The 14,729-nt window shown below is 73.9% G+C and carries 12 protein-coding genes; 2 read left to right on the top strand and 10 right to left on the bottom strand.

Going from position 1 to position 14,729, the window contains the following annotated elements:
• Position 1: 1 nt before the first annotated feature.
• The 4 genes from AB8O64_RS06600 to AB8O64_RS06585 all read right to left on the bottom strand — a co-directional run bounded on the left by AB8O64_RS06600 (position 2) and on the right by AB8O64_RS06585 (position 5,417).
• Positions 2-1,609, bottom strand: a complete 1,608-nt coding sequence (locus tag AB8O64_RS06600) for an ATP-dependent DNA ligase (protein WP_370418329.1) — start codon at positions 1,607-1,609, stop codon at positions 2-4.
• A 75-nt stretch (positions 1,610-1,684) separates the two neighbouring features.
• Positions 1,685-3,100, bottom strand: coding sequence for an FtsW/RodA/SpoVE family cell cycle protein (locus AB8O64_RS06595; protein ID WP_370418327.1), 1,416 nt, complete (start codon positions 3,098-3,100; stop codon positions 1,685-1,687).
• Between the two features lie 106 nt (positions 3,101-3,206).
• Complete coding sequence (locus AB8O64_RS06590; RefSeq protein WP_370418325.1) at positions 3,207-4,739, bottom strand: sensor histidine kinase; 1,533 nt, start codon at positions 4,737-4,739, stop codon at positions 3,207-3,209.
• A 3-nt stretch (positions 4,740-4,742) separates the two neighbouring features.
• Positions 4,743-5,417, bottom strand: coding sequence for a response regulator transcription factor (locus AB8O64_RS06585; protein WP_370418323.1), 675 nt, complete (start codon positions 5,415-5,417; stop codon positions 4,743-4,745).
• A 166-nt stretch (positions 5,418-5,583) separates the two neighbouring features.
• Here AB8O64_RS06585 and AB8O64_RS06580 point away from each other — a divergent pair, with 166 nt between their 5' ends.
• Entirely contained in the window at positions 5,584-5,976 is a 393-nt protein-coding gene (locus AB8O64_RS06580) for a hypothetical protein (protein ID WP_370418321.1), read from the top strand.
• A gap of 107 nt (positions 5,977-6,083) precedes the next feature.
• On the opposite strand, the gene AB8O64_RS06575 is transcribed toward AB8O64_RS06580, so the two are convergent.
• The 6 genes from AB8O64_RS06575 to mdlC form a co-directional block, all read right to left on the bottom strand.
• Positions 6,084-6,446: a hypothetical protein gene (locus tag AB8O64_RS06575; protein WP_370418319.1), complete on the bottom strand. Its 363-nt coding sequence runs from the start codon at positions 6,444-6,446 to the stop codon at positions 6,084-6,086.
• The gene (locus tag AB8O64_RS06570) at positions 6,443-8,230 is read right to left on the bottom strand and encodes a peroxidase family protein (protein WP_370418317.1); all 1,788 of its coding nucleotides are present in this window, start codon (positions 8,228-8,230) and stop codon (positions 6,443-6,445) included. Before AB8O64_RS06570 ends, AB8O64_RS06575 begins: the two co-directional genes overlap by 4 nt.
• A gap of 96 nt (positions 8,231-8,326) precedes the next feature.
• Complete coding sequence (locus AB8O64_RS06565) at positions 8,327-9,754, bottom strand: hypothetical protein (RefSeq protein WP_370418316.1); 1,428 nt, start codon at positions 9,752-9,754, stop codon at positions 8,327-8,329.
• Positions 9,751-11,160 (bottom strand): cytochrome P450, encoded by a 1,410-nt coding sequence (locus AB8O64_RS06560; RefSeq protein ID WP_370418314.1) that lies wholly within the window; start codon positions 11,158-11,160, stop codon positions 9,751-9,753. The genes AB8O64_RS06565 and AB8O64_RS06560 overlap by 4 nt, the downstream gene beginning before the upstream one ends.
• Positions 11,157-12,560, bottom strand: coding sequence for an FAD-linked oxidase C-terminal domain-containing protein (locus tag AB8O64_RS06555; protein ID WP_365379450.1), 1,404 nt, complete (start codon positions 12,558-12,560; stop codon positions 11,157-11,159). Before AB8O64_RS06555 ends, AB8O64_RS06560 begins: the two co-directional genes overlap by 4 nt.
• Positions 12,561-12,637: 77 nt before the next feature.
• A complete protein-coding gene (gene mdlC / locus AB8O64_RS06550) occupies positions 12,638-14,299 on the bottom strand; it encodes a benzoylformate decarboxylase (RefSeq protein WP_370418312.1) in 1,662 nt (553 codons plus the stop codon).
• Between the two features lie 166 nt (positions 14,300-14,465).
• Between mdlC and AB8O64_RS06545 the strand changes: the two genes are divergently transcribed.
• Positions 14,466-14,648, top strand: coding sequence for a hypothetical protein (locus tag AB8O64_RS06545; RefSeq protein WP_356452243.1), 183 nt, complete (start codon positions 14,466-14,468; stop codon positions 14,646-14,648).
• The last annotated feature ends 81 nt before the right edge of the window (positions 14,649-14,729 follow it).

Raw genomic sequence — 14,729 nt, 5'->3', positions numbered from 1 at the left:
CTCAGCCGGCGGAATCGGCGGGACCAGCGGGATCGGTGAGGTCGACCGAATCAACCGAATCGGCGGCATCGGCTGACAACGTCAGGCCCAGCACGCTCTCGACCGTGTCCGCCTCCTCCGCCGTCTTGTCCTCCCGGTACCGCAGCACCCGCGCGAACCGCAGGGTCACCCCCTCCGGGTACCGGGTGGACCGCTGGACGCCGTCGAAGGCGATCTCCACCACCAGCTCCGGCCGCACGGTCACCACGAAGCCGTCGTCGGAGACCGCCAGCTCCCGGAGCCGCTCGGTCTGCCAGGCCAGCAGCACGTCCGTCAGCCCCTTGAAGGTCTTGCCGAGCATGGCGAACGAACCGTCCGCCCGCCGCGCTCCCAGATGCAGATTCGACAGCTTGCCGGTCCGTCGTCCGTGGCCCCACTCGGCGGCCAGTACCACCAGGTCCAGAGTGTGCACCGGCTTCACCTTCAGCCAGGAAGCACCGCGCCGGCCCGCGCTGTACCGCGCGTCCAGCGCCTTGGCCACCACCCCCTCGTGGCCGCGCCGCAACACCTCGGCCGCGAACTCCCGCGCCGCCGCGCGGGCCCCGGCGTCCGTCGGGTCGGCGACCACCAGCCGTCGGACGCGCAGTGGCTCGGGCACCACCCGTGCCAGCTCCGCGTGCCGCTCGGCCGTCGGCAGTTCCAGCAGATCCCGGCCGTCGACCGCCAGCAGGTCGAAGAAGACCGGTGAGAGCGGCACCGTGACCGCCGCTCCCGCCACGTCCGTCCGGGAGCCGACCCGGCCGGCGGTCTCCTGGAACGGGCGCGGGCGGCCCGTCACGTCCAGGGCGATGAGTTCGCCGTCCAGCACGGCCCGGGACACCGGCAGCTCCCGGGCCACGCGGGCCAGTTCGGGCAGCCGCTCGGTGATCTCGTCCAGGGTGCGGGTGTAGACCCGCACCTCTTCACCGTCCCGGTGCACCTGCACCCGGATGCCGTCCAGCTTCTCCTCCACCGCGCACGGCCCGAGCCGGTCCAGTGCCTCGTCCACGTCCTTGGCGCTGTGCGCGAGCATCGGCTGCACCGGCCGTCCCACCTCCAGCCGGAAGTCCGCCAGCGCCTCGGGCCCTTCGGCCAGCAGCGCCCGGGCGACCGTGCCGAGGGAACCGCCCAGCATCACCGCCCGCCGGACGTCTGCCGGGGCCGCGCCCGTCGCCGCCGCCAGCCCCTCCACGGCCAGCGCGTCCAGGGCGCCCTGCCGCAGCTCACCGCCGATCAGCCCCAGCAGGAAGCGCTGCTCCTCGGCTGTGGCCGCGCCCATCAGCGCGTTCACCAGCCGTTTGCGTTCGCCCTGCGCGCCCTTGCCCGTGACGCCCGCGATCCGGGTGAGGGCCGCGTTCACCTCCAGGACGGTCAGGGTCGGGGCGTCCGCCGGGGCGGCGGCGTTGCGCAGGGTGCTCCAGCCGACGCCGATCCTGCGCTGCGGCAGCCGGCCGGCCAGGTACGGAATGACGATCGGTGCCTCGTCGGGCTCGGCCTTGCGGAACAGCTCCGCCAGCAGGGAGATCTTGGCCGACCGCGCACTGGTCGCCGCCACCTGTGCTGACACCCGGGCGATATCGACAAGAAGCATGCGTTCATCCTGCGACGTGCGCCGACCGGGCGCCTCCCGGATCCCGGTGGACACGGGCGAACGGACCCCCTGGCCTCAAGCGGGAGCGCCGGCCGCTTCCCGGTCCCGCCCGGCGCCGTCGCTGATTCTGATCAGCAGGGCCACCATCAGCCAGTTCGCGACGAGGGACGAGCCGCCCTTGGCGAGGAACGGCAGCGCCTTGCCGGTGAGCGGGATGAGGCCCATGACACCGCCCGCCACCACGAAGACCTGGAGCGCCAGCGCCGCCGCGAGCCCCACCGCCAGCAGCTTGCCGAACCGGTCGTGCGAGCGCAGCGCCACGCTCAGTCCGCGCTGGACGAGCAGCGCGTAGAGCAGGATCACCGCCATCGTCCCGGCGAGCCCGAGTTCCTCCCCGACCGTGGTGAGGATGAAGTCGCTGCGGCCCGCGAAGCCGATGAGCTCGGGGTGGCCCCGGCCCAGGCCGGTGCCGGTGACGCCGCCGCTTCCGAAGCCGAAGAGGGCCTGGGCGAGCTGGTCGGAACCCGTGCCCGGCGGCTGCCGGTCCTTCGGCAGGTACACCGCGAACGGGTGCTGCCAGGCGACGATGCGCCCCTTGACGTGCGGTTCGGTCGAGCCCACGACGCCGGCTCCCACCACGGCCATCGACAGGCCGACCAGCACCCAGCTGAGGCGCTCGGTGGCGGTGTAGAGCATCACCACGAACAGCCCGAAGAAGATCAGCGAGGTGCCGAGGTCACGCTCGAAGATCAGCACCAGCAGGCTCAGCGCCCAGACGCCCAGGATCGGTCCGAGCTGCCGTCCCGGCGGCAGCCGCACCCCGAGGACCCGGTGGCCGGTGAGCGCCAGGGCGTCCCGGTGGGTGACCAGATAGCCCGCGAAGAACACCGCGATCATGGTCTTGACGAACTCGCCGGGCTGCAGCGACAGCGGCCCCAGCAGGATCCACCGCTTGGCGCCGTAGGTGTCGCCGGGGAAGAACGCCGGTGCCATCAGGAGCACCAGCGCCACGGCCATCAGGACGTAGATGTAGCGCTGCAACCGGCGGTGGTCCCGCAGCACCAGCAGCACGCCGACACAGACGGCGACCCCGATGACGGACCACATGAGCTGGCCCGGGGCGGTCGGTTCGGATGCGTACGCCGCCCGGTACGCGGGGTCCAGCCGGTACAGCAGCACCAGCCCGAAGCCGGAGAGCAGCGTCGCCAGGGGCAGGATCAGCGGATCGGCGTACGGGGCGTAGCGGCGCACCGCCAGATGCGGTACCAGGGCCAGGGCGGCCATGCTGACGGCGAACCCGACGAAGCCCTCCGGGACGGTCCCGTCGAGGGACAGCCCCGTGCTGACATAGCCGAAGCAGCTGATGAGGACGGCGAAGGCCAGCAGCAGTGCCTCGCTGCGGCGGCGCCGTCGTGGTGCCGCGGACGGCACCTCGGGGGCCCGGCTGTCGTCGCTGTCCCCGACGCGTACGGAATCCACGGTCACACTCATGAATCATGGACGGCACGCCCTGAAGGAAACCTGAGGGTCCTGAACGTTCCTTCAGGAACCGCTGCGTTGTCCGGATCGTGTGCGCGTGGGCCGTGCGCAGGCCGGATCACAGGGCCCCCGGCCGCCTCTCGGACCGCTTCCCCGGCTGCTGTCCCGGATGCCCGTCCGGCAGTGGGAAGCGGGCCACCAGCCGTGCCCCGCCGCCCCCGGCGGCCACCACCAGGCTTCCGCCGTGGGCGTGCGCGATCTCCCGGGCGATGGCCAGCCCGAGGCCGCTGCCGCCGCTCTCCCGGTCCCGCGCGGCGTCCAGCCGGACGAAGCGTTCGAAGACCCGCTCCCGCTGGTCCGCGGCGATCCCCGGGCCGTCGTCCGCGACCTCCAGCACCGCCTGCCCCGCCGCCTGGTCGAGGAACGCGCTCACCTCCACGCGCGAGGACGCGTGGCGCAGCGCGTTGTCCACGAGGTTGGCCAGCAGCCGCTCCAGCTGCCCGGTCCGGCCGCGCATCGGCGTCGGCAGGGCGGCGGTCACCGTCAGCGGTACGCGGGTCGCCGGCCGCCGGGCGGCCTCCTCGGCGGCCAGCAGCGCCAGGTCCACCGGCTCACCGGTCCCGGTCGGCAGCCGGGCGTCGAGCCGGGCGAGGAGCAGCAGGTCCGCGGCGACGTGCTGCAGCCGTACGGTGTCGGCCAGGGCGGCCCGCACGGCATCGCCCGTCGGGCATGTGACGGCACCGCCCGCCGGGCAGTCGGTCGCCCGGTCCGGGCCACGGCCCTCCGGGAAGTCCGCCCGGTGGTCGGGCCGGGCCGCGGCGGCCAGCGCGACCTCCAGCTGTGAGCGCACCGCGGCGACGGGGTTGCGCAGCTCGTGGGAGGCGTCGGCGACGAACTGCCGCTGCCGGGCGACCGCCTGCTCCAGCCGGTCCAGGGTGGCGTTGACGGTACGGGCCAGCGCCGCCACCTCGTCCCCGCCCGCCGGGTCCGGCACCCGTCGGCCCAGCTCGCTGGCGGTGACGGCGGCCAGCTCGGTGCGGATCGCGGTGACCGGCCGCAGCGCCAGCCCGGTCACCGCCCAGGCGATGGCGGCGGCGAGGGCGATGAGCGGCGGGGCGCCGCCGAGCAGGCCGAGCGCGATGGCGTGCGTGGCGTCGTCCACGTCGTTGAGCACGGTCAGCGCGTAGACGTAGCGCTCCTCGCCCGGCACCGGTGTCGCCCGGACCACGACGACGTCGCCGCGCTCCCCGCCCATGGCCCGGGAGCAGCACAGGACCTTCGAGGCGGCGTCCTGCCCCGGCTGCGGGCGCAGGTCCGCGAAGGCGCGGGCCAGGGGCTCGGCCGAGGGCCGGCTGGTGGCGACCACCTTGCCGCGCGGATCGAGGACGAGGACCACGTCGACGCCCGACCGGGGCGCGGGCAGCAGGGTCGGCAGCGGTCCGGCGTCCGCCAGGGCCGCCACCTCGCGGGCGGCGAGCTCCGTGCGGCCGTTGGCGTTGTCCAGCAGATTGGCGCGCAGGATCACATACAGCCAGCCGCCGCCGCCCGCGAGGACCAGCGCCATGGCCAGCGCCGCAGCCGCCGCGGACCGGCCCCGGACCGTACGGGGCCACAGCCGCGCGCGGCCCCGCCGGGGCGTGGGGAGGCTCATGGATCAGCCGCCGTCGGGCGCGAGCCGGTAGCCCGTGCCGTGGACGGTCACGATCGCGTGGCGGCCGAAGGGGGCGTCGATCTTCTTGCGCAGCGAGGAGACGTAGACCTCCACGATGTTCGGGTCGGTCTCGGCGGGGGAGTCCCACACCTCGTCGAGAATGTCCCGCTTGGCCACCGCCTGCCCCGCGCTCGCCATCAGGTAGCGCAGCACCGACAGCTCGCGCGCGGTCAGCTCGATCTCCTGATCGCCGCGGCGGCAGAGCCGCCCGGCGATGTCCAGGACGAGGTCCCCGGCCTGAAGGGTGGTGGCCCCGGCGCCCCGGCGGCGGCCCAGGGCCCGCAGCCGGGCCAGCAGCACGACGAACGAGAACGGCTTGGAGAGATAGTCGTCCGCTCCCGCGTCGAGCCCCTCGGCCTCGTCGTACTCGCCGTCCTTCGCGGTGAGCATCAGCACCGGCGTCCACTGGCCGAGCCTGCGCAGCCGCGCGCAGATCTCGTAGCCGCTCAGGCCCGGCAGCATCACATCGAGCACGATGGCGTCGTACGCCCCGGACAGCGCCGACTCCAGCCCGCGCTGCCCGTCGTGGACGACGTCCACCCAGTGCCCCTCGGCGCCCAGCCCCCGCCGCAGCGAGTCGGCGAGCCCCACCTCGTCCTCGACTATCAATATGCGCACGCCCCCAGCGTCACATATCCGGTATGCCGGGAAGCCTGGGCTCGAAGCATTACTGTGCGTCATTTTTCGCACACCTGGCGGAATTACCGTAACCGGGCGGCGCCGGGCCGAGTTGACGCCTTCAGACAGCAGGAGCCGCCAGCAGGACGGGAGCAGTGGATCAGCCATGAGCAAACGCCAGAAGGGCCGTAGACACCGCAAGGTCAACCGCACCCCCCGCCCGGTCGGCTCGTCCCGCCCGGGACGGTCGCGTGCCGAACCCCGTGCCGAGTCGCGTGCCGAGCCCCGCGCTGAACCCCGTGCCGAGCCGCGCGCGGTGGTCCCCGCCACGACGCCGGACCTCGGCCGGCACGAGGCCCGCACCTGGGAGGGGCTGCGGGCGTCCGGCGTCGAGGGGGCGTCCGTCGACGAACTGTGCGCGGCCGTGGGCTACCAGGCGCGCACCGTCCTCAAGCACGTCAACGGGCTCGCCGCGTACGGCATGGCCGAGCAGCGCGGCGACCGCTGGTACGCGAAGCGGATGCCGCGCCCGGCTGAGGGCATGCTCGTCGACGCCTAGGCCGGTCGGCGGTGTGCCCTGCGCCCTTCGGGCGCGTCCTCAATCGCCGGACGGGCTCAGAGCGAGCCCGTCCGGCGATTGAGGACAGAGCACAGCGAGGCCGTCCGTCACCCGAGGTGCGTCGCACCTCCCGTTTCCCGTCGGCGCGTGGTGAGCGCGGTGAGCACCGCCTCGTGGGCGAACAGGGCGTCGGCCGTCCGGTCCAGCGAGCGTGCCGCCGACTCGGCGCGCGCCGCGTGCCCGAGGATCCGCCGCCGCAGGGCGGCACCCTCGGCGCCGGGCAGCGACACCGCCGCCGCGCCCTCCCGGAGCCGGGCCGCCTGCTCCCGCAGCCGGCCCGCCTGGGCGTGCACGGGCTGCGACCAGGGCGCGATCCCGGCGAAGGAGATGCCGTCGGCGGCTCCGCCCGGGCCGTCGGAGCCGTTCGCTCCGGCGGCTCCGTCCTGTTCCTCGCGGTGGTTCCGGCTCACCGGTTCACCCCCCGCGGCTTCGGCCGCAGCGCCGTCCAGGGCGCGAAGGCGTTCCGTGCCCCCTCCAGTGCCGGGGCGAGCTCCGGGTGGTGGCGCAGCAGGACGTCGCACATGCCGGTGCGGTCGATCCACTCCAGGCCCTCGGCGGTGTAGACCTCCGGCCGGTAGTCGGAGGTGAAGAAGCGGTCGCTCTTCAGCCGCCGGGACGCCATCAGCACGAACACCCGGAACGCGGTGTCGCTGAACGCGAAGCCCCTGGGCTTGCGTTCGGCGTACATGCCGATCATCGTGTCGACCCGGTCCAGCCGCCCGTCGTAGACCTCCCGCAGCTCGGCCGCCAGCCCCGCGTTCCCGCCGGTGAGGTCCTCGAAGGAGGTCACCGGCGGACGGTGCAGCGCCGTACGGAAGGCGGCGTAGCGCGGGACGCCCCGCTCGCGGTCGCGCAGGACGTCCACCGTGCCGACGTCGACGTGCTCCCCGGAGATCCGGGCGAGGTCCCGCAGACAGTCGGGGTGATTGTGCAGGGTGATGGCCCCGGGGTTCATGGTGCCGAAGGAGTAGAGCAGGTCGGACCAGCCCCAGCGGTCCACCGCCTCCCGGGTGGCCAGTGCCTGGAGCGGATCGAACCCCGTCCGTTCGATGAGCTCGCCCGTGCGGTGGGAGCGGATCTCGTACTCGTCGCGGATCAGCGGATGCAGCCGGTAGGAGCTGACGAACTCCTCGGTCATGGAGAACGGGGCGGTGTGGTGGTCGGTCGGGCCGCCGAGGATGCCGAAGAGCGCCTCGCCCTTGCCGAACCGCCGTACGTTGCGGCGCAGCCGGGCGGGCAGCACCCCGTACCAATTGAGGTGCATCGCCGCCCGGGTCACCCGCTGGTCGATCATCGCCGGGGTCCACTCCACCGTGTGGATCTTCGCCATGACGGCGGTGTTGACGAGCCTCGCGGTGTGGAACAGCCGCTCGTCGCCCCAGGTGGGGTGGGCGGCGGCGACGCGGTCACAGATCGCGTTGTGCTCCTTGGCGAAAAGCGTGTGCAGCAGGGACAGCCCGACCCAGTAGTTGTCGTTGAAGCCGGTGGCGTCGATGCCGGAGAGACCCTCCGTGGTCTCGTCGGGCAACCGGCCCTTCTCGACGAGGAGTTTGCCGCCCTCGCCGGTGCGCAGGGACCGGCACTGCGCTTCGCTCGACCCGTAGATCTGCGAGCCGTCCCACCAGTGCGTGACGGTGTTCTCGTACGTCGGCGGGCGGTCCCCGCCGGTGTGGGCGACCGGGTCGGGGCGCGAGCGGCGCACCGTCATCGGGCAGCGCGGCCAGTCGTCGTCCGCGGCGAGCGGGACCTCCAGCGGCTCGTCGGTCTTGTTGTCGCCGTGGCTGAACCACCCGTGGTTCTGGAACTGGATCCAGGCCGCGGCCAGCATGTTGAGCGTGGGCGCCGGGCGGAAGCCCGCGCGGCGCGCCAGCAGCCGCCTGCTGACCTCGCGCGGGCTGGGGGCGAACAGACCGTCGTCCTCGGGGTCCGGGAAGGTCTCCGGCAGCGCGCAGTTGCGGTCGAAGCGGGTGCCCGCCTTCCCCATGTCGACATCGTCCGGGTCATAGCCGGACCCGTCGTAGCTGCGGTACGGCAGCAGCTCGGGCGTCGGCTTGCGCGGGCGCTCCCCGCCGGCGCCGAAGGTGTCGTGCAGATTGTGCGCGCGCAGCAGCTCCCGCTGCTTCCTGATCTCCAGCAGCGCCAGCGGGAAGGGCAACGAGTGCCACTCGCGACGGGGCCGCGGTACCGGGGGCATCAAACATCTCTCCAGGACTCGGGATGCCGGCGCACGTGAGGGGCGCGCCGGCGGGTGCGGGCATGGATCGGCCGGGGACGGGTCAGCGGGTGCGGGTCAGCGGTCGTGGAGGCGGAAGACGACGGTCTCCTCGACGACCCCCCGGTACGGGGCGAGCAGGGCGTCCACCCGGTCGCGCGCCTCGGGGACGACCTCGTCGAGACTCTGCGCGTAGACGCCCACGTTGTGACACATCGGAAAGTCGTGCGCGGGGTCCACCCAGGTGATCTCCAGCCAGTCCGCGGGCACCGGGAAGACCGACACCGGACTGCGGCCCTCCAGATTGGGCACCACATCGTGCTCGTTGACGAGACTGACGACGCGGGTCTCGGGATCGCGGGGGCGTTTGAAGTCGATGGGCGAGCCGACGGCGACGACGTGCGTCAGCCGCCACTTCTGGTTGACCTCCGGGATCTCTGTCAGGTTCATGGCCGCGATGCCGCCCTGGCTGTGCCCGATCAGCGCGATCGACGCCCCCTCGGGCACGGTCTGGGCGACGGCCTTGCGGACGGCCCGGGTGTACGGCGAGTCGTTGCGGCCCACCGCGGTGACCGCGCCCACCAGGTCCTGCGGGGTGGCGTTGCGGGGCAGCCCGAAGGCCATGCCGGCCAGCAGCACCAGATAGCGGGTGACGCCGTCCGGGCCGGTGACCCGCTGGATGAGCATCCGGCCGTCGTTGCCGATCGCGGTCAGATTCCGCAGATGCGCGCTGATGCCGCCGCCGTCGTCCAGGGCGGCGAGCAGGGCCGGATCCGGCGGCTCGGCCACGGCCCGGCCCGCCCCCCGGTCCCAGCGGGCCCAGGCCCCGATGCTCGTGCCCAGCAGCGGATCGCCCTCGGCCCGTGAACCGGTGACGATGCACCAGGCCGCCGCGTCGTTGAACGGGTTCTCGTCCACCAGCGCGTTCCACGCCATGACCTCGGTGAGCGACGGGGCGAGCGCGGCCAGGGCCCGCTCGGCGCCGTCCGCGCGCACCGCCCGGTGGAAGACCCGCAGCGCCTGGGTCTGCCGGTCGGCCTCGATGGCCCCCAGCAGCCGCCGCACCGGCCCGTCCTCGATGAACTCCGGGTGGCGCACCGCGCACAGCCGGATCCGCAGCTTGAGCGAGGTGACCGCCACCGCGACCGCGAGATTCTCCCGGCTGGTGAGCACCCCGCCCAGCCAGGCGGCCCGGCCCACCCGCCCGCCGTCCGGGGCGTAGCCCAGCCCGGCCGGTTCGGTCAGGGTCCGGGCGAGGGCCCGCACCGCCCGCACCCCGGTGCGGGGCGAGCGGCCGAGCGAGGCCGCCAGCTGCGGGTCCGTGGCGATCGCGGTGACGGTACGGCCCGCCTCACGGATCACCCCGGCCACCTCGCCCAGCATGCGGGCGACGGCCGCGAGCGAGGCGGTGTCCACCCCCTCGGGGCAGTCCTCGGAAGCGGCCCCGCCGACCCCGTCGGCCGCGGCGCCGCGCGTTCCGGCGGGCGCTTCGCTGTCGGTCGTCATACGCCCTCCACCGGCCGGCGGGAGCGGACCCCGATGCGCAGCCGTGCCGCGTCGAAGGTGTGCGGCAGCGGCCGGTCGGGGCTCAGCCGCGGGCCGGCCACGGCCAGCTCCCCGGCGCGCAGGAACTCGGCGACGAAGCCGGTGGCCAGCTGAAGGCCCAGTTCCATGCCGCTGCACTGGGCCTCGCCCCGGCTGAACGGGCTGACGGCCCAGTCCCGCTCGGCCGTGCCGTCCAGCCACTTCTCCGGCGCGAACCGGTGCGCGTAGTCGATCCGTTCGCCGTCCCGCGCGTGGAAACCGGCGGGCACCAGCACATTGATGCCCCCCGGCGCCACCGCGTCGCGCCAGCGGGTCTCGGCCGTGGTGCGCCGCATCAGACTGGGCACCGGCGGCCACAGTCGCGCCGCCTCCTGGACACAGGCACGGACGTACGGCATGGCCTCGAACCCCGCCGCCGTGCGCGGCCCGTGCGTCCGGTCGGCCGACTCGGTCTCCGCGAGCGCCCGCTCGTACTGCACGGGGTGCGAGGCGAGCAGGGACAGGGCCTGGAGAGCCGCCGCGTGCACCACGGCCAGCGCCATGAACCAGTGGGCGATCTGCCCCTCGGGCGCGGTCTCCGGCCCCCGGGGCGCGCTGCCGAACAGCCCGGCCAGGCTGCGCGGGTCGGCGTCGCTGAGATAGCGGGCCTGACGCTGCATCATCCGCCGCCGGATCCTGCGGGTGCGGCCGGTGCGCCAGCGCCGCGCCCCCATCCAATTCGCCTCGGACAGCAGCAGATCGAGCAGCCGGGAGTACTCCACGTCGTCGGCGGCGGCCTCGCCCAGGAAGCAGCGCCGCCCCGCGCGCTCGAAGCGCTCGCGGATCTCGTCCGGCCGCAGGCCCTCCACCGCCCGGGGCCCCAGCAGGGCCGCCGCCTCCTCGCCCACGACCCGCAGGAAGTGGTCCGCGAGCCGGTGCACGGGACACCCCGCGTCCAGCACCGCGTCGTTGAACGCCCGCCGCGCCGCGCGCTGCCCGCCGTGCGAGGCGACCAGCGCCTCGGGCTGGACGGCCGCGAAGCCACTGACCTTCTCCCAGGTGTCCACCGCGTACACCTCGACGGGCCCCGCCAGCACCTGCTTGGCGTCCTCGGCGTCCAGGACCAGCAAGGTGGGCCCGGAGGTGCCGCGCACCAGGACCGGGCCGCGGCCGTGCCGGCGGCGCATCCGGCGCATCAGCTCCAGGCCGCGCCGGGCGGGGTCGGTCCGGGCCACGAAGGCGGCGACGCGGGGACGGGAACGGAAAACGCCCTTGATGTAATTGGGAAGGAAATAGACGAAGGTGAGCCGGAGATTCTCGCCGCGGGACGCGGTCGGCAGCACGGCGCGCCGCTCACCGAGTCCCGGGGCGTCGATCGTGTCGCTCATGCCAGCACCTTCCCCGGGTTGAGCAGCCCCTCGGGGTCGAGCAGCCGTTTGACGTCGCGCTGCAACCGAAGGTTGCGGGGCGGCAGTTCACGGGCCAGCCAGTCCCGCTTGAGGACGCCGACGCCGTGCTCGCCGGTGATGGTGCCGCCCAGCTCCAGCCCGGCGGCCATGATGGCGTCGTACGCCTCCTTGGCGCGCCGGACCGCGTCCGGGTCGGAGCGGTCGAAGATGACGGTCGGGTGCAGATTGCCGTCCCCCGCGTGTCCGACGGTGGAGATGTAGAGGTCGTACTCGTCGGCGATCAGCTCGATCCGGTCGATGAGCGTGGCCAGCGCGGCGCGCGGCACCGCGACGTCCTCGATGAACGCCGTCACGTCACCGGAGAGCGCCGCGGCCCGGGCGCCGAGTGCCGGCAGCACCATCCGCCGCGCCTCCAGCACTTCTTTGGACTCCCGCTCGTCGGCGGCGGCGCTGACGGACAGCGCCTTCGCCGACCGGCAGAGCGCGGCCATCGCCCGCACCTGCTCGGCGGCGTCGGGCGCGTCGCTCGCCACGATCAGCGTGGCCGCCGCGTGCCCGGCCAGCAGCGGATGGCCGAGCGCGGCGACCGCCTCGGTGGTGGTGCGGTCCATCAGCTCCAGCGCGGAGGGGATATGGCCCTCACGGATGATCGCGGCCACCGCCTCGCCCGCGTCCGAGGCGGACGGGAACTGGGCCAGCAGCGCCAGGGCGGGCGGCTGCGGCGGACGCAGCGCCAGCGTCGCCTCGACGATGATGCCCAGGGTGCCCTCGGAGCCGACGAACAGCCGGGTGAGGTCGTAGCCCGCGACGCCCTTGACGGTGCGCCGGCCGACGCGCAGCACCTCGCCGTCGGCGAGCACGACGGTCAGCCCGAGGACGTAGTCGGCGGTGACCCCGTACTTCACACAGCACAGGCCGCCGGCCCCGGTGGCGATGTTCCCGCCGATCGTGCAGGTCTCCCAGGAGGCCGGGTCCGGCGGATAGCACAGGCCCCGCTCGGCGACGGCCGCGGCGAGGTCGGCGGTGACCACCCCGGGCTCGCAGCGCACCAGCCGGTTCGCGGTGTCGATCTCCAGGACGCGGTTCATCCGGACCATGGACAGCACCACACAGCCGTCGACGGCGTTGGCGGCCCCGGCGAGGCCCGTGCGGGCACCCTGCGGCACGACGGGCACCCCGTAGGCCCGGGCGGTGCGGACGACGTGCTGGACCTGCTCGATGGTGTCGGGGCACACCACGGCGGCGGGTCTGCCCGCTTCGCTGAACGGCGCGGAATCCCTGGTGTGCAGGTCGAGTTCGGCTTCGCCGGTCAGTACGGATCCGGGGGGCAGGGTTTCGCCCAGGGCGGTGAGGAGGGGATTCTCGACGGTTACGGTCATCGGCAACTCCATGCGGTGGGGGGCCGCTTACGAGGCGGTGTGAAGAAGAAGTCGAGGAGGGCGAGGGGAAAGCGCGGTCACAGCGTGGGGGGAACGGTGGTGATGGGCGCCACGATGAGCACCGGCCCGTCCGGCGATGTGGTGGCGGCCGCGACCAGCTCGGCGAGGTGCGCGGCGTCCGTGGCGCGGTGCGCGGGGACCCCGTAGCCCCGGGCCAGGGCGCACAGGTCGATGCCGGGGATGTCCAGACCGGGCACACCGGGGGTGTTCTCGAAGCGGCCGAACCACTTGAGGATCGCGTACTCCCGGTTCGCCGGGATCACGAAGGTGACCGGGACGCGGTAGGCGGCCGCCGTCCACAGCGCGGTGATCGCGTACTGGGCGGAACCGTCACCGACGAGCGCCACCACCGGCCGGTCCGGCCGGCCGAGGCGGGCGCCCACCGCCGCCGCGAGACCGAAGCCCAGACCGCCGCCGGTGGTCATCAGGAAGGACCCCGGCCGGTCGATGCGCACGTGGTCGCGGAAGGCCTGCACGTTGGAGGGCGACTCGTTGACCCACACGGTCTCGGGCGGGGCGGCACTCGCGACGGCCGCGAGGGCGTCCACCGCGGACATCGGCTCGGGGGCCGCGTCGGCGGCGGGCGCGCTCTCCGCTCCGGGCGCGGTCCCCGCCACCGTGGGCGCCGTCGTCACTCCCGCTGCCGCGTCCGCCGGGCCGTCGCCGCCGCCCTTCTTCTCCAGCACCTCCGTCAGCAGTTCCAGGGTGGGCCGCAGCCCCGCGACAATGGCGTCGCCGACGGGTGCGCGCGCCGCCTCGTCGGGGTCGCTGGTGAGCAGCACCAGCTCGGCCCCGTCCGGCAGCACCGGGCCGGGCACATAGGGGTAGTAGCGGAAGACGGGCGCACCGACCACCAGCACCAGATCGTGTCCGGCCAGGGTCTGGGCCAGCGGCGCGAGGGCCGGCGGCAGGACGCCCTGATAGAGGGGGTGGTCCTCGGGGAAGCCGACCCGGCCCTCGATGGGCGAGGCCCACACCGGCAGCCGCCGGTGCTCGGCGAGCGCGACGGCCGCCTCCCAGGCCCCTTCGGCGTCCACCGCGCCACCGGTCACCAGCACCGGATTGACGGCCTCCGCCAGCCGTCGGGCGAGGGCCTCCACCGCGGGCGCGGCGGCCGCGGTGCCGTCGTGGACCCGGCGGCGCGCCGCGGCCAGCGCCGCCGCGTACTCCGCCTCGTCCAGTTCGACGTCGAAGTCGTCCATCGGCAGCGACAGGAACACCGGGCCGCGCGGCGCGGTCTCGGCCAGGTGGAAGGCCCGGGCCAGCGCCGCGGGAACGTCCTGCGCGCGCGGTGGTTCGTACGCCCACTTCACGGCCGGGCGGGGCAGGACGGTGGCGTCCACGTTGGTCAGCAGCGCCTCCATGGTCATCATGGCGCGGACCTGCTGCCCGGCGGTCACCACCATGGGGGTGTGGTTGGCGGCCGCGGTGATGATGGCGCCCATGGCATTGCCCACGCCGGGGGCCGTGTGCAGATTGACCAGGGCGGTCCCCCCGGTGGCCTGCGCGTACCCGTCGGCCATTCCGACGACGACGGCTTCCTGGAGGCCGAGCACGTACCGGAAGTCGTCGGGGAAGTCCTGGAGGAAGGGGAGTTCCGTGGAGCCCGGGTTGCCGAACACCGTCGTCACTCCACGGGACCGCAACAGCTCAAAAGTGGCTGCGCGTACGGTCGTCATGCCTCGCACCTCTTGGGGTCGGTGGGCCGGTTGGGAGAGGGGAGCATTGCCACTTCCCGCCCGGCAAAGCCATGACAGCCGAAGATCAGCTCAGTATTCATCCGCAGGAGTGAAAACCTGCTTTTCCGCCCGGTCCGACCGGTCTGCGGGTCCTACGGTCGCCGGTATGCCCGACTTGGACGAAGTCATCCAGCGGATCCGTCACGACATGGACAGACGCCTTCGTGAGCGCCTGCGCGGGATCCCGCCGGAGCGGCCGGCCGACTGGCCCGTCGACACCCTCTCCGACCCCCGTGCCGACCGTCCGCTCGACGCGGTCGAACCCGGACAGGCGGCCGGGACCGGCTGAGGCGCGGTCCCGCGCGCGGGACCGGACACGACGGCGGGAGGCGGGCCGTCTCTCGGCGGCCGCCTCCCGTCGTCCGGTCGG

It is taken from the genome of Streptomyces sp. QH1-20, assembly GCF_041283565.1.
In the GTDB taxonomy this organism is placed as follows: Bacteria; Actinomycetota; Actinomycetes; order Streptomycetales; family Streptomycetaceae; genus Streptomyces; species Streptomyces syringius.
Note: the sequence above shows the minus strand (reverse complement) of the source record. Positions and strands in the feature narration are given on the sequence as shown.